We start from the raw sequence: 19,718 nt of genomic DNA, 5'->3' as shown, positions 1-19,718 counted from the left end.
TGGAGCCGGCCGCCCCACCGGCACCCCTGAAGCCCCAGTAGCACAGGAGTGCGCGCAGTCTCTTTCCGCCTGACGTGAGCCGGGCAATCGCTTCAGTCAACTCCAGTGCATCGTCGGCAATATCGCCCAGAATCGACCGCTGACGGGTAAGGAATTGCTCAAGGCCGCCGGTCACTGCGGCGCGGTACTCCGCCTGTTCCCCAGCTATCGAATGGGCAACTCTATCGTCCTCGACGAATGGGTTCCGGTCGGTCATTGGCTCTCCTCAGGTGGCGGACATTAGCCCACGCAGGGTGACGCCGGGTTCTCCACCGGCCGGTGGTGGTCTGTGGCCATTCCATCCTACTGACTGGCTACGATTGGACTGTGACTGTTGGGCAGAGCGGAGAGCTTCCGCACGCGGAGTGCACCATCCTCCACGTGGACATGGATGCCTTCTACGTTGCCGTCGAACTGCTGGATCGCCCGGACCTGGTCGGGACGCCGGTGATTGTCGGCTCACCAAGTGGCCGGTCGGTGGTCCTGTCAGCCTCCTATGAAGCTCGACGGTTCGGCGTTCGCTCAGCAATGCCGATGTCCACGGCAATGAGGTTATGTCCACGGGGCGTGGTGCTACCACCTCATCATGAGAAGTACTCGGTGGTCTCTCGTGGTGTGATGACAGTCTTCGGAACCATCACTCCGCTGGTTGAACAGCTCAGCGTGGACGAAGCCTTCCTCGATATCGCGGGGTCAATGCGCCGGTTGGGTGGGCCACGCGACATCGGAGAGCTGATTCGAACCACTATCCGAAGCGAGCTGGGGATTACTGCGAGCGTGGGGGCGGCAACCACCAAATTCGTGGCCAAGATCGCGTCGACCCGGTCGAAGCCCAACGGTCTGCTGGTCATCCCGGGCAACGAGACGGTGGCGTACCTGCACACCCTTCCGGTGTCTGCGCTCTGGGGTGTCGGCGCCAAAACCCAGGAAGTACTCGCGCGCCTGGGAATCCGCAGCGTCGAGGACCTTGCCCAGACGCCGGTGTCCTCGCTCCGGAAGCTGCTGGGGGTCTCAGGCCAGCATGTCCATGACCTGGCCTGGGGCCGGGATCCGCGGACAGTGACGGTGACCCGCCAGGAGAAGACGATCGGAGCGGAGGAAACCTTCGCTGAGGACGTCAGCGATGATCCCACCCTGCATACTGAAATGCTTCGACTCTCCCACCGCACGGCGTCCCGGCTCCGATCGGCTCAACTGCAGTGTGGCGGAGTGGCGATCAAGCTGCGTTACGCCGATTTCTCGACGCTCACCCGCACTAAGAGACTCAGCGAACCCACCGACAGCGCAAACGCTATCTACTCGGCAGCGACGTCGCTGCTGACATCCCTGGGCAAGCGTCCGATGAGCGTTCGGCTGGTCGGGGTGCGGGCGGACCAGCTGGAACCCTCCACAGGATCCGGACATCAACTCACTATTGACCGTCGGGATGAGAACTGGCGGCTGGCCGAGTCAGCCCTTGACGAGGTCAATCGGAAGTTCGGCAAGACTGCCATTCAGCCAGCGCAGTTGTTCGGTCGTCCCAGGGATCCAGCTCCCTGATCCGGCGTGCCGGCCGCCCCAAGCAGCGGCGATTGCTGCCCCATGCGCCAGTGGCTTTCCCTAGGGGGCATTGCGCTCTATCCTTAGAGCAAAGGCCAACTTGAACTAATGGAATCACTCGTTTTGGAACCCTTGCTCACGGTGAAATGTGGCAGGGAACCGGATGCATCTGGTACTCGTTGGTTGGGGTGAGGGACCAGGAATAATTATCAGTATGGAGGCAGTGATGGCACTCTCGGAACACGAACAGAGGCTGCTTGATCAGCTGGAGCAGCAGCTTCACGCCGACGATCCAAAGTTCGCCAGCTCGATGGCGTCAAGCAGTCCCCGCACCATGTCCACTCGCCGGATCGTTATCGGCGCGCTCATGGCGGTCGCAGGCATTCTGATCCTGCTGTTGGGCGTGGCCAACCAGATCATTCTGGTCGGCGTCGCGGGCTTCCTGGTGATGGGAGCCGGAGTGTATTTCGGCACCACCCGGGCCAAGGGAAATGACTCAGCTTCTTTGCCCCGAGGGACAGCTAAGTCAGCACCGGTCAATCGCAACGGTGGCTTCCTCAGCACGCTCGAAGAAAAGTGGGATGAGCGGAAACGGGAACAGCCCTAGCCTGCCCCCTCCACTTCCATCCACAACCCCGCAAAACTTCAGCTAACGATCCACTGATAGACCCGCATTGTCGGGTCTATCAGTGTTTAACGTGAGTTTTTACCTACCTTCAGGTCAGACACACTGACCAGGCCGATACCAGAGTGCCAAAACCCTCCACTGCGCACCGAAGCTGTCTTGCCGCGCCAGCACAGGAAACTGCCAGAAAAATCATGGGTTCAGCACGCCGAAATGGATTGACGGGGGAGGGATGTGGAGTAAAGTGGTGGTTATAAGAGCGTAGTGGTGCCGCAAGGTGCTTTCCGGATCGGATGGGCGGTGGCAGATGTTCCTCGGAACTCATCTGCCGCGCCTTGATGAGAAGGGCAGGTTGATCCTCCCCGCGAAGTTTCGTGAGGAGCTTTCCAACGGGCTGGTCTTGACCAGGGGTCAGGAGCGGTGCATCTACGTTTTTAGTCAGCGCGAATTTGAACAGCTTCACGAACAGATGCGGGCCGCACCGCTGTCATCACGTCAATCGCGTGATTACAGCAGGGTGTTCTTGTCAGGTGCATCGGATGAGGTCCCGGATAAACAGGGACGGATCACCATCCCACAGGCACTTCGGACTTATGCGGGACTGGACCGGGAACTTGCAGTGATTGGCGCGGGTAGCCGTGCCGAGATCTGGGATGCCTCGGCCTGGAACAACTACCTGGCGGAGAAGGAAAACGTCTTCTCCGAAACCGACGAGGACTCACTACCGGGGTTCTTCTAGGACCTGCACCACCATGCGGAACCAGCACAGCAGGACGGCTTCTTGAACGAGATCTCCAGCCGCCCGGCGACCGTTTCACCTGGCTCACCTTCCCCGGAGCCAGGCGGACAGCGCCTGGTCGGAGGGGGGTCTGGTCCAAGAAGCCTACTCGACGAACACACCACCAAGCACCACCGAGGAAGGAGCCAACGAATGAGCGATGATCGCCCTACCGGTGAGCGACACATCCCGGTACTGCGTGAACGCTGCATCTCGCTCCTCGAACCGGCACTCCTCGCCGCGGCGGCCGCCGGACGCACCCCAGTGGTTGTGGACGCCACACTGGGCATGGGCGGACACTCGGAATCACTCCTTGAACGATTCCCCCAGGCCCACCTGGTGGGCATCGACCGCGACCTGCAGGCCATCGGCCTTGCCGGAGAACGCCTCTCCTCCTTCTCCGGACGCACAGATTTGGTCCACGCCGTCTATGACGAACTGCCGGAGGTCCTCGACGACCTGGGAATCCTTGCCATTGACGGAGTGCTGTTCGATCTCGGTGTCTCATCCCTTCAGCTGGACGAACGGGAGCGCGGCTTTGCCTACTCCTACGACGCACCCCTGGACATGCGGATGGATACCAGCACCGGGCAGACTGCCGCCGAGGTCGTCAATGGGTATTCCGAAGCTGACCTGCTGAGGATTATCCGTTCCTGGGGGGAAGAGAGGTTCGCTGGCCGGATCGCCTCAGCCATTGTCGCTAAACGTCGGGACTTGCCGTTAACAACAACTGGTCAGCTGGTGGACGTCATCCGCTCAGTAGTTCCCGCGGGGGCGGCACGGACTGGCGGCCACCCAGCCAAAAGGACCTTCCAGGCGCTTCGGATCGAAGTCAACGAGGAACTCGCTGTGCTTGGGCGCGCTATTCCTGCGGCAGTCGATTCCCTGAACGTCGGCGGGCGGGCCGTGGCTATGTCGTATCACTCCCTTGAGGACAAGATCGTCAAGGCCGCCTTTACCGCAGGAACCCGGTCCTCGGCCCCCGTCGGGTTTCCCGTCGAGCTGGAAGAGCACAAGCCCTACCTCAAATCCCTAACCAGGGGCACAGAAGCCCCGACAGACCAAGAGATCGAAGAAAACCCGCGGGCGGCCTCCGCCAAGTTGCGGGCAGTAGAACTAATCAAGAACGTGTCTCGAGACACTAGGAACAGGAACCCATCATGAGCCAGCAACTCGCTGAATCCTTCGCGCCGCTGGCTACCCCTGAAACGGGTGGTGAATCATCCAAGCAGGTCAGAACACCGCTTTCGCTGGTATCAGCAGGCCCGGTCCGGCGTCGCATTCCGTTCGCAGTGTTCAGCATGACCGCCCTGGTTGGTGCGTTGGTGACAGTCCTGATGCTCAACATCTCGGTGTCGAGCAGCCAGTATGAGCTTGTTGACCTGCGCAATCAACAGATTGCGCTGAATCAGGAGAACCAGGCGCTGACCCAGCAAATGGAAGACCTTCAGGCGCCGCAGAACCTTGCAGCTGAAGCCAGGGAACTCGGCATGGTTGCCTCCCCGGGATTCGGATCTGTTGATGTAGATTCAATGAAAATTGCCGGTACTCCAGAGGCTGCGACGAAGGGTGGCGACCCATTGGCACTGATAGCCGCCCCCGACGTCTCCACCGCGGTTGCCTCAGCAGCTGAAGTACCTGCTGAAACACCAGCGGCCGAGGAGCCAGCTAGCCCGGTGGAGCAACCTCAGGCTGTTGAGCTCAATGGTGGATCCATCCCAGCACCGCAGCAGGGAACCGGCGGGTAACGCACACGATCACCGATCACAGATGAGACACCTAAGGACATTGAAGTGGCTACAGCAACTGAGCACGACAGGTTCCGGGTGGCCCTCGGAGCCAAGCGGCTTCGCATAGGTCTCGCTTTCGTCCTGATTCTTCTGCTCGTCCTTGGAGTCCGCCTCTTTCAGGTGCAGGCACTGGATCTCGGCGGTATGGCTCAGGCCGGGCTGAACAAACGCCTTGAATCATTTCCGGTCCAGCCTGTGCGTGGTGACATTCTCGACAGCAAGGGCAACTACCTCGCCCGGAGCGTTGAGCGCTTTGACGTAGTTGTAGACCAGACCCTCGCCGAGGGTGATGACTTCGCCCGGATCAACGCCGAGGGCGACCGGGAAGAGCTCACTATGGATGAAGGGCTCGCTGAACTTTCGGGGATCCTCGGCCAGGATCCCGCCACTCTGGAAGCTGCGATCGTCGGCGACAAGAAGTTCGGGTACGTAGCCCGGAATGTCACCCCCGAGGTCAAGAACGCGGCGCTGGCGGTCCGGATGCCCGGTGTCTACGCCGACCCGATCAGCCTCCGCACCTACCCGTCAGGACCGGTCGCCGGTTCGATAGTGGGTTTCGTCGGCGCGGAGAATGAAGGCCTTGAGCTTACCCAGAACGATCGCCTGACCGGGGAGGCTGGCAGCCGCACGTTCGAAATCGGTGGTGACGGCATTCGCATCCCGTATGCCACCAACGAGGATGTGCCGGCCAAAGACGGGCAGTCAGTCAAACTGACGATCGACCAGGACCTCCAATGGTTCGCCCAGCAGACCATCGCCTCGCAGGTGGAGGAGTACGACGCCCAGTGGGGCAACATCGTCGTCGTTGAGGCGGCGACCGGCGGCATCGTGGCAATGGCTGAATCCACCACCATGGACCCGAACAACCCTGGTGCCACGGAACCGGAATTCCGGAAGCCTCTCTCGGTCACGTCCTCCTTCGAACCAGGCTCCACCACCAAGCTGATCACCATGGCAGCGGCGCTGGAGGAAGGGATCATCGAACCGACCAGCGAATTCCTGCTGCCCAACACCTACACGATTGACAACCAGACCTTCAAGGATGCTTTTGAACATGGAGAGGAACGGCGCACCGCTGCCGGAATTTTCGCCAAGTCAATGAATACCGGCACGGTCATGATCGGTGAGGAGCTGAGCAAACAGCAGCGCTACGACTGGCTGACCAAGTTCGGGATCGGCCAACCGCTCGACGTCGGACTCAACGGTGAAACCAGCGGTATCCTCGCCCAGCCGGAAGAGTGGGATGACCGCCAGCAGTACACGGTGCTCTTCGGCCAGGGGCTCGCGCAGACGGCACTGCACACCGCAATGGTGTACCAAACCATCGCCAACGACGGCGTCCGGCTGAAGCCGCGGCTGATCGACGCGTACATCGACCCCGATGGCACCGAGCACCAGGTGCCCCAGGACGAGGGAGTCGAAGTGGTCTCACCCGACACCTCGTCGCAGCTGCAGAAGATGCTCGAAACCGTGACAGTAGACGGGTCGGGCGCCTCAGGATCCCTCGATGAATACCGGGTGGGGTCCAAGACAGGGACCGCCGAGGCGCCGAGCGCCACCGGCGGCTATGACGGGTTCACTCTCACCTACGCTGGCATGGCCCCAATGGACAACCCGGAGTACGTAGTGGTGGTGACCCTGCAACGCCCGCAGGGTGATCTGTACTATCTGATACCGGGGGAGTCTTTCCAGAAGGTGATGGAACAGGTGCTCAACGCCAGGAACGTCGCCCCGTCGACGGGCGAGCCCGAAACCTACCCCATCGAGTACTAGCCCGGAGCAGCATACGTGCCAACAATTGAAGATCCCGCAGCGCAACCCGATGCAGGGATGCGCCCAGCAGTGGTGACCCCGGTCCCTCTGCACCAGGCGTTCAGCGCCCTCCCCTCAGGTTTGCCGCGAGTCCGCCGAGTCGCGGGCCACGACGACGGAGCACCCGTTTACGTCACCGGGGTGGCCATCGACTCGCGACTGGTCCGGCCCGGCGACCTCTATATCGCGCTACCCGGGGCAGGCAGGCACGGAGCCTCCTATCTCGCCCAGGCTCTGCGCGCAGGGGCCGCTGCGGTCCTCACCGATGACGAAGGAATGTTAGTGGCAGCGGACACCCCTGGAGCTATCCCGCTGTTCGGCGCAGATCACCTCAGGGAGCTGGTGGGCCCCCTGTCGGCAGTAATCTTCAATAGCCAGCCCACCGGGACTTCCCGTCCAACCCTGTTCGGTGTGACAGGCACCAACGGCAAAACCACCACTACCTACTTCATCAATTCATTGTTGGAGAGTCTGGGCAGGACCACAGGGTTGATGGGAACTATCGAGATTCACGCCGGAGGCGAACCAATCGCCAGTGCCCTCACCACCCCCGAATCGCCCCAGGTGCACGGTATCCTTAGCCTGATGCGTGAACGGGGCCTCCAAACCGCTGCGATGGAGGTTTCCTCCCACGCCGTCGAGTACCGTCGGGTCGACGGCGTCCACTTCGACGTCGCGGGGTTCACCAACCTGACCCAGGACCACCTTGACCTGCACGGAACCATGGAGAAATATTTTGCGGTCAAGGCGGCGCTCTTTAAGACTGAACGATCGGCTCGAGCAGTGATCATCATCGACGACCCCTGGGGGAAGCAAATGGCCGAGGCGGCCACCGCCGACGTCGTCACCCTCAGGACTACCGACCTTCAGACCGGCAGTGACGCGGACCAGGGATCAGCCGACTGGCAGGTCGGCGACGTCTCCCGGGACGGACTCGGACATCGTTTCTCGCTCAGTGGTCCCGCGGGTGAGATGCTTACCCTCTACTCAGGTCTGCCCGGAATCTTCAATATTTCCAATGCGGCACTAGCAACGGTGATGGTGCTTGCCTCGGGTGTGTCACCGAGCGAAGTGCAGCGCGCGGCGGACAACGCTGACCCGTTCTCGGCGGCCGTGCCGGGGCGCATGCAACTAATCGGTGACAGCCCAGCAGCGATAGTCGATTTTGCCCACAACCCCGACGCGCTGGCCCGAACCCTCGAGTCAGTTCGTCCCACGGCACCCGGTGCCCGGCTGATAGTCGTATTTGGGGCCACAGGTCAGCGGGACCAGACCAAGCGGCCCCTGATGGGTGCTACCGCAGCACAACTGGCCGACGTGGTCATCGTCACTGACGATGACCCCCATGATGAGGATGAAGCAGCGATCAGGCAGGGGGTTCTGGCGGGTGCGCTGAAGGCGCGCGATGCTGCGACGGTGCCCTGCGAGGTCCTCGAGATTTACCCCAGGGCCGATGCAATCGACCGGGCCGTAGCCATGGCAGCACCGGCTGACACCGTGTTGATCGCCGGGCGTGGCCACGAGGTCTGGCAAGAGGTCAAGGGAGTCAACCTGCCCCTCGATGACCGGGTCGAGCTAGCCAAGGCGTTGACACGCTACGGATTCTCTGTGCATCCCAGCCACAGGATAGAATCCTAGATCGTCATGATTGAACTAAGCGCAGCCGAAATCGCGGCCATCACCCAGGGTCAACTGACCACCACAGCCGAAGCACGGCACAACCAGATCGTTAGCTCAGTCACCGTGGACTCCCGCGACGTACAGCCGGGAGCTCTCTTCGTTGCCAAGCCAGGGGAAACCACTGACGGTCACCAGTTTGTGCCGCAGGCCTTCCGCAACGGGGCCGCGCTGGCCCTCGTCGAACGTCCGGTAGCGGCTGAGGACGGCGATGAGTCAGGCGAATACCCGGCGGTCGTCGTCGATGACGTGGTCCTGGCCATGGGCCGGCTGGCAACCGAGGTGGTGCGGCGCCTCCGTGCCCATTCCCCGCTGACAGTCATTGGTATCACCGGCTCTGCCGGAAAGACCACCACCAAGGATCTGCTGGCCGGTATCCTCTCGGAACACGGTCCAACAGTTGCCCCCATTGGCTCCTACAACGGCGAGGTAGGAGTTCCCCTCACGGTCTTCGGTGCCGACTACAACACCCGGTACCTCATCATCGAGATGGGTGCCACGAAGATTGGGCACATTACCTACCTGGCCACCATGGTCGCCCCCGATATTGGCGTGGTCCTGGGGGTTGGCAGCGCACACGCCGGAGAGTTCGGTGGCGTGGACAACATCGCCACAGCGAAGTCCGAGCTACTCCGGGCACTGCCCGAGGCTGGGACAGCTATCATAAACGCTGACGACCCCCGTGTCCTGGCGATGGAAGCCGTCACCGTGGCCAGGAAGCTCTACTTCACCTCCGACAATTCACAGGTTCCTGCTGGCGGTCCAGTGGTTCGGGCAACAACCATCACCACCACCGCCGAGGGCCACCCAGCGTTCGAGCTGGGACTCCCAGGGGCTCACGATTCCACCACTTTCCCGGTGACCTCACGGCTTATTGGCACCCACCAGATCACCAATCTCCTCGCTGCGGCATCAATTGCCGCGGCGCTGGGAGTGCCGGGCGCCGACATTGCCGGTGCCCTCTCCCAGCTGGGGGCGCAAAGTCGGTGGCGGATGGAGCGGACCGAACGTGCTGATGGCGTGACGGTCATCAATGATGCGTACAACGCCAATCCTGAGTCGATGCGCGCTGCGCTGCGCACCGTGGCTGAACTCGGCCGCGGACGCCGCACGTGGGCCGTCCTGGGCGAGATGCTCGAACTGGGGGATGACTCCATCGCTGAGCACGACGCCGTCGGCAGGGTAGTGGTCCGCCTCAACATTTCCAAGCTGCTGGTAGTCGGAATGGGTGCCCGCGCGCTCTACAACGGAGCTGTCCTTGAAGGGTCCTGGGGGGACGAAGTAGTCTTCGCCGCTGATGTAGCCGCTGCCGAGGAGATGTTGAAAACGGCGCTGCGGCCGGGCGACCTGGTGTTGTTCAAATCCTCCAACGGCGCCGGGCTTCGATTTCTCGGCGATCGGATAGCATTGTCCTCGACCGAAACGCCCTCCACCGCCACGCCCGGAACATCAGTGCCCGGCCCAACTGACCTCCAAGGGGGGCCGCAGCTGTGATTGCGCTACTGATCGGCTCAGCGATGGGGTTGGTGCTGGCACTCGTGGGCACCCCATTGTTCATTCGTTTGCTGGTGAACCGTGGCTACGGCCAGTTCATTCGCGACGACGGTCCCACGGCTCATCACACCAAGCGCGGTACGCCGACCATGGGCGGCGCGGTGATCGTCGGCTCGGTCCTGATCGCCTACTTCGTGACCCACCTGCTGATGGTGTGGGCAGAGGTATCCACTGGCCCCTCGGCCTCAGGCCTGCTGCTTCTCCTGTTGATGGTGGGAATGGGAATCGTCGGCTTCTTCGACGACTATATTAAGATTTCCAAACAGCGGAGCCTGGGTCTGAGCGCGCCGGCGAAGATCGCTGGCCAGACGCTGGTGGGCATCATTTTTGCTGTCCTCGCCCTGGGTTTCCCCAACGAAAACGGCAGGACCCCTGCTTCCACAGCCATCTCCTTCATCCGTGACACCTCGATCGACCTGGCCTTCGCTGGCACCATCGTCGGCGCAGTGCTGTTCGTCATCTGGTCCAACCTCATCATCACTGCGGCCAGCAATGGAGTGAATCTAACCGACGGCCTGGACGGTCTGGCCGCAGGGGCTTCGGTCCTGGTGTTCGGCGCCTATATGCTGATGGGAATCTGGCAGTCCAACCAGAGCTGTGCACTCGATGAGGTCTCCCGCAGCGTTTGCTACGCGGTCCGGGACCCGCTGGACCTGGCCCTGATCGCCGGAACAATGTGTGGCGCGCTGGTCGGATTCCTGTGGTGGAACACCTCCCCGGCGAAGATCTTCATGGGCGACACCGGTTCACTCGCCATCGGCGGCGCGATCGCTGGGTTCGCGATCCTGTCCCGCACCCAGCTGCTGCTGGTCATCCTGGCCGGACTGTTCGTCATGATCACCCTCTCGGTGATCATCCAGGTCGGCTACTTCAAGCTTTCCGGCGGTAAACGGGTATTCAAGATGGCCCCGCTGCAGCACCACTTTGAACTCAAGGGCTGGCAGGAAGTAACAGTTGTGGTGCGGTTCTGGATTCTCGCCGGTTTGTTTGTCGCAGCAGCACTCGGGATCTTTTACGCGGAGTGGGTGGTGCTGCTATGACCGGTAACGCACCCCGCCCCCCTGGTGCCCCCGACCTGGATTCCCTGACCACCTGGGATGCCGACTGGCGGGGCCTGCGGGTAGCAGTCACGGGCATCGGACTCTCAGGATTTTCGGTCGCTGACACGCTCATTGAGCTCGGCGCACGCGTGGTGGTCGTTGACGGCGCTGACAGCGCTGAAAACCGCGCCAAAGCTGACACTCTGTCGATCGTCGGAGCGGTCGATGTCCTCCTCGGACCCCAGCACGCAGCGACCCTCCCACTGATCGACGGCAGCCTCCCCGATCTGGTGGTCACATCACCGGGCTGGACCCCGCGGCAGGCCCTCCTCAGAGCGGCACGGGACGCCGGCATCCCCATCTGGGGCGATATTGAACTGGCCTGGCGGGTTAGGATCCGCGAGGGACGTCCCACCGCCGAGTGGCTGACCGTCACCGGCACCAACGGCAAGACCACAACAGTTTCCCTGGTGGAATCGATGCTCCTCGCGGCGGGACTGCGCGCGGTGGCCGCGGGCAATATCGGCACCCCGATCCTCGACGCAATCAGGGACCCACAGGGGTACGATTTCATTGCCGTCGAACTGTCCAGTTTTCAGCTGCACTGGACCGGTGCCATTTCACCGCTGGCGAGCGTCTGCCTCAATGTTGCCGAGGACCATGTCGACTGGCACGGTGGTTTCGATCACTACACTGCTGACAAAGCGAAGGTCTACGCCAACACCAGGGTCGCCTGCGTCTACAACGCTGAACAGCCAGCGACGGAGAAGATGGTCGAGGAGGCTGAAGTCATTGACGGGTGCCGTGCAATCGGCTTCACCACGTCGACGCCTGCAGTCAGCATGATGGGGGTGGTGGACGGCCTCCTGGTGGATCGCGCCTTCATCGAACAGCGCAAAGATTCGGCAGTCGAACTCGCTGCCGTCACTGAGCTGGGGGAACTGGTGCCCCGTCACCTAGTCGCCAACGCCCTTGCCGCCGCCGCACTGGTCCGGGCCGCGGGAGTGGAACCGGCGGCTATCAGAACCGGGATCCGCAACTACCAGCCGACCAACCACCGCATTCAGCTGGTGTCCTCGCGCGACGGCATTCTGTGGATCAATGACTCCAAGGCCACCAACCCTCACGCGGCTGCAGCTTCACTGGCAGCGTTCCACTCGGTTATCTGGATTGCCGGCGGGCTGTCCAAGGGCGTCAACTACGATCAACTGGTGCAGTCACACGCTCAGCGGCTCAAAGCCGTTGTGGTGATCGGTGCCGACAGCTCGGACTTGATGGAGTCATTGCGCCGACACGCTCCGGATGTTCCGCTGATCGAAGTGGCTCCGGGAGAGACTGAGGACGTGACGTTGTCCGGCGAGACCACACCAGCGCCTCTGGGCGAGCGGGTAATGGAATCGGCGGTAAGGGAATCCGCACGGCTGGCCAGCGACGGCGACACCGTGTTGATGGCCCCGGCGGCAGCATCAATGGATCAGTTTTCCTCCTATGCTCACCGAGGCGAGGCCTTTATCGAGGCAGTCCGAGTGATCGTGGAAGGGCAGGCGAAGACCGCAAAGGAGTTCTAATGGTCACCACGCCCTCCCGGCCAGTCCGCCGGAAGCCGGTGATGCGTCAGCATTCCCGCACCCCCTCCGCGTCATCCCCCGAGCCAGGGAAGACCTCGGCGACGACTCAGCATCCCCCGGCAAAGAAGGGGCTCCGTGCGCAGATCGGCAAGTTCTGGTCCTACCTGGAAGGCAGCGATAATCATGCCAGCGGAGCCAGTTACTACATGATCCTCGGATCGGCCCTCGCTCTGACAGCGATCGGGCTGATGATGGTGCTCTCAGCCTCCTCGGTTGAGGCAATTGCCGAAGGCAGTAGCGAGTTCGATCTGTTCCTCAGGCAGGCCACCTGGGCCGCCGGTGGGCTGGTCCTGATGCTCTTACTGTCTCGCTTCGGTGCCCGCACCTATCGTTTTCTGGCGTGGCCGGTGCTGGGCGTGGCGGTAGTTCTTCTGGTCCTGGTACTGGCCATTGGCGTAAACATCAACGGCAACCAGAACTGGATCCAGATAGGCGGCTTCACCATGCAGCCGTCCGAACCTGCGAAGCTTGCGCTTGCGATCTGGCTGGCCAGCGTCCTGGCCCTGAAGGGGAGGCTGATCCGCAACTGGAAACACGCAATGATTCCAGCCCTCCCACTGGGTGGCCTGCCCATCGGGCTGGTCCTGCTGGGCGGGGACCTCGGCACGGTGATCATCATGATGATGATCCTCGCTGCCGCGCTCTTCTTCGCTGGCGCACCCCTGAAAATGTTCACGATCGCCGGCATCGCCGGGATAGCTGGCGCCATCGTGATGGTGTTGGTCAGCGGTAACCGCAGCGACCGGATCAGCGCCTGGCTGCGAATCAACTGCGACGATGGCAGAGACCTCTGCCTGCAGTCCGACAACGGGCTCTTCGCACTGGCCTCTGGTGGCTGGTGGGGAGTGGGGATCGGGCAGAGCCGGCAAAAGTGGAACTGGATTCCCGAAGCCCACAATGACTTCATTTTTGCGATCATCGGCGAAGAGTTCGGCCTGGTGGGCACCCTCGTCGTCGTTGTACTCTTCGGCATCCTCGCGATCGCCACCATTAGGGTCGCCCGACGCTACACTGACCCGTTTGTGCGGATCCTGCTCGGCTCGATCCTGGTGTGGCTGATCGGCCAGGCCTTCGTCAATATCGGCATGGTTACCGGTGTACTCCCCGTGATCGGTGTTCCGCTCCCGTTCATCTCGTATGGTGGATCGGCGCTCACTTTCACCCTCGCTGCGGTTGGGGTGCTGCTCTCCTTCGCCCGAAAAATGCCGCCCGCGGCATTGCCTGAAACAGCTACCGGGGACACCGCAGACCCCCGTTCCACAGAAAGCGAACCAGCAACCCGATGAGCACAACCCCTCTCTCGGTGGTCCTGGCTGGCGGCGGAACCGCCGGCCACATCAGCCCTCTGTTGGCTATCGCCAACGCACTCGCTGAACAGGACCCCAGCATCAGGCAGGTAGTTGTGGGTACTGCCTCAGGCATGGAGACGCGCCTGGTTCCGGCTGCCGGGTACCCGCTCGAAACCATCGACCGTGTCCCGATGCCACGCCGCCCGTCGATTGACCTGGTGAAGCTACCGGTGCGCCTCGTCCGGGCGGTCCGCCAGGCACTGGCCGTCCTCGACCGGGCCGGGGCGGACGTGGTCGTCGGCGTCGGCGGTTACGTCTCTACCCCCCTGTATCTCGCCGCGTGGCGCCGGGGAATCCCGGTCGTGATCCACGAAGCCAACGCCCGTCCAGGCCTGGCCAACCGTCTTGGCTCCCGCGTTGCCACGTCGGTGGCGGTTGCGTTCAAGGGGACCGGCCTGCCTCGGGCGCAGGTGGTGGGAATGCCAATGCGGCGCAGTATCTCAACCCTGAACCGGGCCGAGGCCAGAACTGCTGCCCGGGCGGCGCTCGGACTGAACAGCAGCCAGCCTGCCCTCATTGTGACCGGGGGGTCCTCGGGTGCGGCCAGCATCAACCGCGCGGTCGCTGCAGCAGTGCCGCTGCTGGCCGCCGAAGGCATCCAGTTGCTGCACATCACTGGCGGCGGCAAGCGGGTCAGCAGCGCCGACGGCCAACCGCTCCAGGCTGAGGGCTACCGCCAGATTGAATACGTCGAGAATATGGAGGCTGTCTATGCTGCAGCCGACCTATTGCTTGCCCGTGCCGGGGCGGCAACTGTCTGCGAACTCTGCGCCGTCGGCCTGCCAGCGGTCCTCGTTCCGTTGCCCCATGGCAATGGCGAGCAACGCCGCAATGCCGCGGACCTGATTACCGCAGGTGGTGCCCTGATGGTCGAGGATGCGTCACTCACGGCGGACTGGCTTGCAGCTACCGTGTTTCCCCTGCTGAAGAATCAGGCCGCCCTCGCCTCGATGGCCGCCGCAAGCGCAACTCTCGGCGTCCGCGACGCCGATGTTAAGGTGGCACGTCTAGTCGTCGCGGCCGGACGGGAAACCCAGAAATGACAGTAGCCAATCTCTCACCGGCAGACCTGGGTCACGTTCACTTCATCGGTCTTGGCGGTGCCGGTATGTCGGCTGTTGCCCGGGTGCTCCTGGGCCAGGGGGTGGCAGTGTCTGGCTCAGATGCCGCTGACTCGCGAACCCTCCGCGCCCTGGCCGGGCTTGGCGCGCGCACCGACGTCGGGCACCGGGCTGAAAACATCTCGGGTGCCACAACAGTGGTGGTCTCCACAGCGATCAGGCCAACCAACCCCGAACTGGCCGCAGCCCAGCATCAGGGGCTCAGGATCCTGCACCGGTCCCAGGCGCTGGCAATCGCCATGACCGGCAAGGAGGTCATTGCCGTTGCCGGCACGCACGGCAAAACCACCACCACCGCCATGATCACTGTGATGCTGCAGGCCGCGGGGGCCGATCCTTCATTCGCTATCGGCGGCGATGTCGCAGCTCTTGGCGTCAACGCTGCGTGGGCCGCAGGCCGCGTGTTCGTCGCCGAAGCCGACGAGTCTGACGGCTCGTTCCTGAACTATTCAGCCAGGATTGCTGTGGTCACCAATGTTGAGGCGGACCACCTGGACCACTACGGCACCGCCGACGCCGTGTTCGAAGTGTTTGACCGCTTCGTCGCCCTGCTGCCCAGCGACGACGGGGTTTTGGTGACGTGTCTTGACGACGGCGGCGCCGCTGCCCTCGCCGGTCGAGTCGGAGACACCCGCAGGGTCAGGACCTACGGATACTCACCGTTTGCAGATGTGCGGATCGGTGACACGCGCACGGTAGGGAGCACCTCCACTAGCACGCTGTCATTCTCGGTCGACGGTCTCGAAAGCGAGCAGGAACTGCAGCTCAGCGTCCCGGGTGAACACAACGTGCGCAACGCTGCCGCAGCCTTCGCCGTCGCCCTGGAGTTGGGGGTTGACCCAGCCGCAGCGGCGGCAGGGCTCGGGACCTTCTCGGGTGCAGCCCGCCGGTTCGAGGCTAGGGGCGTGGGCAGGGGAGTGAGGGTCTTCGACGACTACGCCCACCACCCCACAGAGGTGACAGCCGCGCTGCAGGCCGCTCGCGCTGTTGCCACCGGGCACGGCGTCCACGTCCTGTTCCAGCCACACCTGTTCTCCCGCACCAGGGAGTTCGCTGAACAGTTCGCACTGGCGCTCAGCCTCGCCGACTCAGTTACCGTGCTGGACATTTACCCGGCTCGAGAGGACCCGATTCCCGGCATCACCAGCGAGTTGATCACCGACCGGCTCACTGTCCCCGGCGGGTACTCACCCGACCCTTCGCAGGCCGTCCGGTCGGTGGCCGACCGCGCAGCCCCTGGAGACATCATTCTCACAGTGGGCGCCGGTGACGTCACCCAGTACGGCACCGAACTGGTTAGGCTACTGTCTGCCTCGGATGATGGCGTCAGCGACTCATGAGCCGTCGTAAACCGGGCCCACCAGGCGCTGGGTCCCAATCCGATGCCGCGTCGGGTCCAGCACGGGTTCCCCGGGTCACCAGCAGCAAAGTCTCGATGCTCGACATTCCCGGAGACCCCTGGCTCCCACCGGACGACGGCATGCCCAATTCGGTGGTCGCCTTCCCAAAGCCACCCAGGAAACGGCGACGCCGGAACCTGATCCTTGCAATCATTGCCCTGGTTCTGCTGATGGGCGGGTTGCTTGCCTATCTGATCTTTTCCCCGGCGTTGGCGCTGCGCAGCGTCGAGGTCAGCGGCAATACCCTCGTCACGACTGAGGAAGCCACGGCTGCACTTGACCCTCTGCTGGGAACACCGCTGCCACAGATAGCTGACGGGCAGGTGGAGCAGCTTCTTGGGGGTTTCGCGCCCATCGACAGCGTGACGGTGTCGGCCGTCCCGCCGTCGGGCCTGTCCATCACCATCACGGAGCGGGTTCCCGTGGCGATTCTCCAAAGCAACGATCAGTTTGTGCTGATCGATGCCGACGGGCGCCAACTCGCCTCGGTGCGGGACCGTGAAGTTGTGCAGCTACCCCTCATCGATGGCGGCACTGATGCGGTCAACAGCGAAGTCTTCTCGGCGATTGCTGAAGTGCTCGAGGCGCTGCCGGAGAGCATCCTGAATCGGCTCGGGCACGCGTCCGCAGAGTCGGTGGATTCAGTTGAGCTATCACTGACCAATGAGCAGACCATCTTTTGGGGCAGCGCTGAGGAGAACGAGGCCAAGGCACTGGTTCTTGAAGCGCTGCTCTCAGCCCCGCCAGCCGACCCGCCAGCCGAGGTCTTCGACGTGAGCACCCCGTCGAGTCCGGTCACGCGCTAAAGAATTATCCGACACGCGGGCTCGGTCATTGCAGATGAGTGCACCTGCCCATAGCGTCTTGAATAGAAGTTACTTGACATAACATTGACTTTCAAGTTGAGAGTTAACGTTGGTCGAGGAGAAGGCTGGGAATAGATCCAGCCGGATCAAGCCCCACACAGCGCATTCGAACAAGGGACACAGGACCGTGGCAGCACCGCAGAATTACTTGGCCGTCATCAAGGTAGTAGGCATCGGCGGCGGTGGCGTGAACGCCGTCAACCGAATGATCGAGGTTGGATTGCGCGGCGTTGAGTTCATCGCCATCAACACCGACGCCCAGGCCCTTCTGATGAGCGACGCCGACGTCAAGCTCGACGTCGGACGCGAACTGACCCGCGGACTCGGTGCCGGCGCCGACCCAGAGGTTGGGCGCCGTGCCGCTGAAGATCACGCCGAGGAAATTGAAGAAGTGCTCCGCGGCGCAGACATGGTCTTCGTTACCGCTGGCGAGGGTGGCGGCACCGGTACCGGTGGTGCGCCGGTGGTCGCCCGGATCGCGCGATCCCTCGGCGCCCTGACCATTGGCGTGGTTACCCGCCCGTTCACCTTTGAAGGGCGTCGCCGGTCGAACCAGGCCGAAACTGGAATCGATACGCTACGCGACGAGGTTGACACCCTGATCGTGATCCCCAACGACCGGCTGCTGTCCATCAGCGACCGGAACGTGTCAATGCTTGATGCTTTCCGCTCAGCCGATCAGGTGTTGCTCTCAGGCGTCCAGGGGATCACCGACCTGATCACCACCCCGGGCCTGATCAACCTCGACTTCGCCGATGTGAAGTCAGTGATGCAGGGAGCCGGTTCGGCTCTGATGGGCATCGGCTCGGCCCGTGGTGAGGACCGTGCGGTCAAGGCCGCTGAGCTGGCCATCGCCTCGCCGCTGCTTGAGGCGTCGATTGACGGCGCGCACGGGGTGCTGTTGTCAATCCAGGGTGGGTCCGATCTGGGACTGTTTGAAATCAACGAGGCGGCGCGCCTGGTTCAGGAAGTAGCCCATCCCGAAGCGAATATCATCTTCGGTGCCGTGATTGACGACGCGCTCGGCGACGAGGCGCGTGTCACGGTCATTGCAGCAGGGTTCGACCAGGTCGACGCCACGTCACAGCCCAGCTCGCAGCTCGCCAAGCCCGTCTCGGCACCCTCAGTCGGAGCGAGTGCCCCTGCTGCCGCAGCAACGGTTCCCGCCTCGGCGGGGCTCGGTGCCTGGTCGCAGCGGTCACAGCAGTCGGGCAATAGCGTCCCGGCGGAATCAGGCTTCGACGTCGATCTGCCCGCAGTGGTGGAACCCGACTTCTCCTCGAGTCGCTCCGACGAACTCGATGTGCCCGACTTCCTGAAGTAACCGTGTTCTTCTGGCGCCAGGAGATTTCGCCCGGTCGCTGGGCAGCGTTTACAGACACCGAGGCAGGCAATCTCGCACAGCACGTGGGAGATGAGCCTGCCTCGGTGTTGCGCCGGCGACTGAGCCTTGAAGCCGCCATCGGGGTCGGGGCAGGGTCCCTTCGTTTCATGCATCAGACCCACTCAGCCGATGCTGTGACGGTTGAACGCGGATCTGACGGGATCATTAGCGCCGACGCGATGGTCAGCGCAGACGGATCAGTCCCTCTCGCGGTGATGGTCGCCGACTGCGTTCCGGTGGTGATCACCGCCGGGAAGGATTTCGGCGGTGCGAGCGCGGTTGTGCATGCAGGCAGGCAAGGAATCCAGGCTGGCATTGTGCAGAACACTGTCAACGTGATGCTTAGCCACGGTGCCCGGGAGCTGGCGGCCTGGATTGGTCCGGGGATTTGCGGGCAGTGCTATGAGGTGCCCGAGGAGCTCCGCCGCGAAGTGTCTGCGGTTGTCCCGGCAGCGTGGGGCACCACGCGATGGGCTACCCCTAGCCTCGATCTCCCCGGTGCGGTGCTGTCGCAGCTGGCGGCCGCTGGCGTGAGGGCCCGGCCGGTTAGCGACGATGCGTCGAAGCTGTGCACCCTGGAGAACGGCTCGCTGTATTCTCACCGGCGTAGCTCGGCGTCCGGTCGCTTCGCTGGTCTGGTGTGGACCTCGTGAGTCTGTCGCGGGCTGATGAGCTCAGTGAGCGGCTCTCAGCCGTCCACCGTCGGATCGATCAGGCGGTCAATGATTCGGAACGCGGCGACGTTCCCCGGCTAATAGTCGTCACCAAGTATTTCCCGGTCGAGGACATCCGCATCCTGGCCAGCCTGGGTGTCACCGATCTGGGGGAAAGCCGGGATCAGGAGGCGGCAGCCAAGGCTCAGGAACTAGCTGACCTCGGCCTCCGCTGGCACTTCATTGGCCAGTTGCAAACCAATAAGGCACGCTCGGTGGCGCAGTACGCGCACTCAGTCCATTCAGTGGATCGGGAGCAGTTGGTTAGTGCGCTGGGCAAGGCGGTAGCTACCCGGTTGACGGACGCCGGCCCGGAAGGGACTCCTGGCCTGTCCTGTTTCATCCAGGTGGATTTGTCGGGGTCCGGCGGGGGCGCTGCGAGCATCAGCGGTCACCAGCGAGG

At 62.9% G+C, this 19,718-nt stretch carries 16 protein-coding genes and 2 pseudogenes; 17 read left to right on the top strand and 1 reads right to left on the bottom strand.

The annotated features are described in order from the left end of the window. A pseudogene (locus Y703_RS22420) lies at window positions 1–256 on the bottom strand (polyprenyl synthetase family protein); the annotation flags it as partial. A 110-nt stretch (window positions 257–366) separates the two neighbouring features. On the opposite strand from Y703_RS22420, the gene dinB reads away from it, so the two are divergent. The 17 genes and pseudogenes from dinB to Y703_RS0112015 form a co-directional block, all read left to right on the top strand. Further along, window positions 367–1,578: a DNA polymerase IV gene (dinB, locus tag Y703_RS0112095; protein WP_155849519.1), complete on the top strand. Its 1,212-nt coding sequence runs from the start codon at window positions 367–369 to the stop codon at window positions 1,576–1,578. Between the two features lie 226 nt (window positions 1,579–1,804). Beyond that, on the top strand, window positions 1,805–2,185 hold the full coding sequence (locus Y703_RS0112090; protein ID WP_026552904.1) for a DUF3040 domain-containing protein: 381 nt from the start codon (window positions 1,805–1,807) through the stop codon (window positions 2,183–2,185). 325 nt (window positions 2,186–2,510) lie between these two features. Next, window positions 2,511–2,942: a division/cell wall cluster transcriptional repressor MraZ gene (gene mraZ, locus Y703_RS0112085; protein ID WP_026552903.1), complete on the top strand. Its 432-nt coding sequence runs from the start codon at window positions 2,511–2,513 to the stop codon at window positions 2,940–2,942. A 192-nt stretch (window positions 2,943–3,134) separates the two neighbouring features. Then, window positions 3,135–4,145, top strand: a complete 1,011-nt coding sequence (gene rsmH / locus Y703_RS0112080; protein WP_026552902.1) for a 16S rRNA (cytosine(1402)-N(4))-methyltransferase RsmH — start codon at window positions 3,135–3,137, stop codon at window positions 4,143–4,145. Continuing rightward, window positions 4,142–4,729, top strand: a complete 588-nt coding sequence (locus Y703_RS0112075) for a cell division protein FtsL (RefSeq protein WP_026552901.1) — start codon at window positions 4,142–4,144, stop codon at window positions 4,727–4,729. Before rsmH ends, Y703_RS0112075 begins: the two co-directional genes overlap by 4 nt. A 45-nt stretch (window positions 4,730–4,774) precedes the next feature. Then, window positions 4,775–6,544 carry a peptidoglycan D,D-transpeptidase FtsI family protein gene (locus Y703_RS0112070; RefSeq protein ID WP_026552900.1) on the top strand — a complete coding sequence of 590 codons (1,770 nt, stop codon included), beginning with the start codon at window positions 4,775–4,777 and terminating at the stop codon, window positions 6,542–6,544. Between the two features lie 57 nt (window positions 6,545–6,601). Beyond that, window positions 6,602–8,221 carry a UDP-N-acetylmuramoyl-L-alanyl-D-glutamate--2,6-diaminopimelate ligase gene (locus Y703_RS0112065; RefSeq protein WP_051427547.1) on the top strand — a complete coding sequence of 540 codons (1,620 nt, stop codon included), beginning with the start codon at window positions 6,602–6,604 and terminating at the stop codon, window positions 8,219–8,221. A 6-nt stretch (window positions 8,222–8,227) separates the two neighbouring features. Continuing rightward, window positions 8,228–9,754 carry a UDP-N-acetylmuramoyl-tripeptide--D-alanyl-D-alanine ligase gene (gene murF / locus Y703_RS0112060; protein WP_026552898.1) on the top strand — a complete coding sequence of 509 codons (1,527 nt, stop codon included), beginning with the start codon at window positions 8,228–8,230 and terminating at the stop codon, window positions 9,752–9,754. Then, window positions 9,751–10,854, top strand: coding sequence for a phospho-N-acetylmuramoyl-pentapeptide-transferase (gene mraY / locus Y703_RS0112055; protein WP_026552897.1), 1,104 nt, complete (start codon window positions 9,751–9,753; stop codon window positions 10,852–10,854). The genes murF and mraY overlap by 4 nt, the downstream gene beginning before the upstream one ends. Continuing rightward, window positions 10,851–12,422 (top strand): UDP-N-acetylmuramoyl-L-alanine--D-glutamate ligase, encoded by a 1,572-nt coding sequence (murD, locus tag Y703_RS0112050; protein ID WP_026552896.1) that lies wholly within the window; start codon window positions 10,851–10,853, stop codon window positions 12,420–12,422. The genes mraY and murD overlap by 4 nt, the downstream gene beginning before the upstream one ends. Continuing rightward, the gene (gene ftsW, locus Y703_RS0112045; RefSeq protein ID WP_026552895.1) at window positions 12,422–13,768 is read left to right on the top strand and encodes a putative lipid II flippase FtsW; all 1,347 of its coding nucleotides are present in this window, start codon (window positions 12,422–12,424) and stop codon (window positions 13,766–13,768) included. The genes murD and ftsW overlap by 1 nt, the downstream gene beginning before the upstream one ends. Next, window positions 13,765–14,874, top strand: a complete 1,110-nt coding sequence (gene murG, locus Y703_RS0112040) for an undecaprenyldiphospho-muramoylpentapeptide beta-N-acetylglucosaminyltransferase (RefSeq protein WP_026552894.1) — start codon at window positions 13,765–13,767, stop codon at window positions 14,872–14,874. Before ftsW ends, murG begins: the two co-directional genes overlap by 4 nt. After that, a complete protein-coding gene (gene murC, locus Y703_RS0112035; protein ID WP_026552893.1) occupies window positions 14,871–16,292 on the top strand; it encodes a UDP-N-acetylmuramate--L-alanine ligase in 1,422 nt (473 codons plus the stop codon). Before murG ends, murC begins: the two co-directional genes overlap by 4 nt. Further along, window positions 16,289–17,158: a cell division protein FtsQ/DivIB gene (locus tag Y703_RS0112030; RefSeq protein ID WP_026552892.1), complete on the top strand. Its 870-nt coding sequence runs from the start codon at window positions 16,289–16,291 to the stop codon at window positions 17,156–17,158. Before murC ends, Y703_RS0112030 begins: the two co-directional genes overlap by 4 nt. 187 nt (window positions 17,159–17,345) lie before the next feature. After that, the gene (gene ftsZ, locus Y703_RS0112025) at window positions 17,346–18,542 is read left to right on the top strand and encodes a cell division protein FtsZ (RefSeq protein WP_026552891.1); all 1,197 of its coding nucleotides are present in this window, start codon (window positions 17,346–17,348) and stop codon (window positions 18,540–18,542) included. Window positions 18,543–18,544: 2 nt separating this feature from the next. After that, window positions 18,545–19,255: a purine nucleoside phosphorylase YfiH/LACC1 family protein gene (locus Y703_RS0112020; protein WP_026552890.1), complete on the top strand. Its 711-nt coding sequence runs from the start codon at window positions 18,545–18,547 to the stop codon at window positions 19,253–19,255. Then, window positions 19,252–19,718 (top strand): annotated as a pseudogene (locus Y703_RS0112015) (YggS family pyridoxal phosphate enzyme); the annotation flags it as partial. The gene Y703_RS0112020 and the pseudogene Y703_RS0112015, both read left to right, overlap by 4 nt.

Origin of the sequence: Arthrobacter sp. H20 (genome assembly GCF_000520515.1) — a bacterium.
In the GTDB taxonomy this organism is placed as follows: domain Bacteria; phylum Actinomycetota; class Actinomycetes; order Actinomycetales; family Micrococcaceae; genus Arthrobacter_D.
The sequence above is the reverse complement of the archived record's forward strand: the minus strand, read 5'-3'. Positions and strand labels throughout refer to the sequence as shown.

Bases quoted from the DNA above. Each gene is read 5' to 3' on its own strand.
- Y703_RS0112090 (WP_026552904.1), top strand. From the start codon at position 1,805: ATGGCACTCTCGGAACACGAACAGAGGCTGCTTGATCAGCTGGAGCAG.
- mraZ (WP_026552903.1), top strand. From the start codon at position 2,511: ATGTTCCTCGGAACTCATCTGCCGCGCCTTGATGAGAAGGGCAGGTTG.
- rsmH (WP_026552902.1), top strand. From the start codon at position 3,135: ATGAGCGATGATCGCCCTACCGGTGAGCGACACATCCCGGTACTGCGT.
- Y703_RS0112075 (WP_026552901.1), top strand. From the start codon at position 4,142: ATGAGCCAGCAACTCGCTGAATCCTTCGCGCCGCTGGCTACCCCTGAA.
- Y703_RS0112065 (WP_051427547.1), top strand. From the start codon at position 6,602: ATGCGCCCAGCAGTGGTGACCCCGGTCCCTCTGCACCAGGCGTTCAGC.
- murF (WP_026552898.1), top strand. From the start codon at position 8,228: ATGATTGAACTAAGCGCAGCCGAAATCGCGGCCATCACCCAGGGTCAA.
- murD (WP_026552896.1), top strand. From the start codon at position 10,851: ATGACCGGTAACGCACCCCGCCCCCCTGGTGCCCCCGACCTGGATTCC.
- ftsW (WP_026552895.1), top strand. From the start codon at position 12,422: ATGGTCACCACGCCCTCCCGGCCAGTCCGCCGGAAGCCGGTGATGCGT.
- murG (WP_026552894.1), top strand. From the start codon at position 13,765: ATGAGCACAACCCCTCTCTCGGTGGTCCTGGCTGGCGGCGGAACCGCC.
- murC (WP_026552893.1), top strand. From the start codon at position 14,871: ATGACAGTAGCCAATCTCTCACCGGCAGACCTGGGTCACGTTCACTTC.
- Y703_RS0112030 (WP_026552892.1), top strand. From the start codon at position 16,289: ATGAGCCGTCGTAAACCGGGCCCACCAGGCGCTGGGTCCCAATCCGAT.